Raw genomic sequence first — 1607 nt, forward strand, 5'->3', positions numbered from 1 at the left:
TCTTACCACCCGGTTTAGGCTTATTGCCGCCAGGCTTAGAATGGCTACGTGGGCTTTCGCCACCAAGACCTGGTTGAGACTTACTGTGCTTAGTCGCAAAGCGCTGTGAGCCGTGACGACCAGACTTACGACGCTGCGCCGGTGTCTGAGCTTCAAAATCTTCTTCTGGTACTAGACAGTTTGCTTTGTCACCAATTAGGTGCTTTTTACCCATGCTGATCAGCGCTTCACGGATGATCTTCCAGTTTTCAGGATCGTGGTAACGAAGCAGCGCTTTATGCAGACGACGTTGACGATCACCTTTCGGTACAGGAACATCTTCACGCTTCTTATATTTCACGCGTTTCAGAGGGTTGGTCTCTGAGTAGTACATCGACGTTGCATTACACATTGGCGATGGATAGAAGTTCTGTACTTGGTCACACTCGTAGTTGTGCTTTTTCAGCCACATTGCAAGGTTAAGCATGTCTTCATCTTCTGTGCCCGGGTGAGCAGAGATGAAGTAAGGAATTAGGTACTGTTTCTTACCGGCTTCAGCGCTGTATTTCTCGAACATCTCTTTGAAACGATCGTACGTGCCCATGCCTGGCTTCATCATCAGATCCAGAGGGCCTTTTTCAGTATGCTCTGGAGCAATCTTCAAGTAGCCACCAACGTGGTGAGTCACAAGCTCACGTACGTATTCTGGAGATTCAATCGCTAGGTCGTAACGTACTCCAGAAGCGATCATGATCTTCTTAACGCCCGGTACTTTTCTCGCAGAGCGGTACAGGTCAATGGTGTGTTGATGGTCTGTGTTTAGCTTTTCACAGATTTTCGGGAACACACATGATGGACGACGACAGTTAATTTCAGCTTTTGGATCTGAACAACCTAAACGGTACATGTTCGCCGTTGGGCCGCCCAAATCAGAAATCGTACCGGTAAAGCCAGGTACTTTATCTTTAATGTCTTCGATTTCATCCAAGATCGATTCTTTCGAACGGTTCTGAATGATACGACCTTCGTGCTCTGTGATTGAACAGAAAGAACAACCACCAAAACAACCACGCATGATGTTAACCGAAGTTTTAATCATGTCGTATGCAGGGATCTTTGCTTTGCCATACATAGGGTGCGGAACACGCTTGTACGCAAGGCCAAACACGTAATCCATCTCTTCAGTTGCAAGAGGAATTGGCGCTTGGTTTACCCATAGTTCGCGGTCACCGTGACGTTGAATAAGAGCACGACCTGAATACGGGTTAGTCTCTAGGTGCAGAATACGGCTAGCGTGAGCGTAAAGAATACGGTCGTTATTGAGCTTTTCGAAACCAGGGATACGAACCGCGGTTGTTTTTGCATCGTGACGAGAAGGACGAATAGTAATTGGCTGCGCCTTTACTTCTTCTTTTTCATCTTTCTTGGTATCACATTGCGTTTCTACTTCGTACGGGTTAACCGGAACGTAGGCTTTGTTCGGTTTTTCGATACGAGAAGAATCAATAATTTTGTAACCTTCAGGCGCTGCAGGCAAGTTGATAGCAGTACCGCGGATATTGGTCAGCGTAGACATGTCTTCGCCATCGGCAATGCGGTGTGCCACTTCAACCAGTGCACGCTCAGCG

At 47.2% G+C, this 1607-nt stretch carries 1 protein-coding gene; it reads right to left on the reverse strand.

Going from position 1 to position 1607, the window contains the following annotated elements:
• The coding region (locus tag AB4496_RS25080; protein ID WP_372132529.1) for a YgiQ family radical SAM protein at positions 1-1607 on the reverse strand (1607 nt) is incomplete at both ends.

The organism is Vibrio sp. 10N.222.46.A1 (assembly GCF_041473595.1).
Taxonomy (GTDB): domain Bacteria; phylum Pseudomonadota; class Gammaproteobacteria; order Enterobacterales; family Vibrionaceae; genus Vibrio; species Vibrio tasmaniensis_A.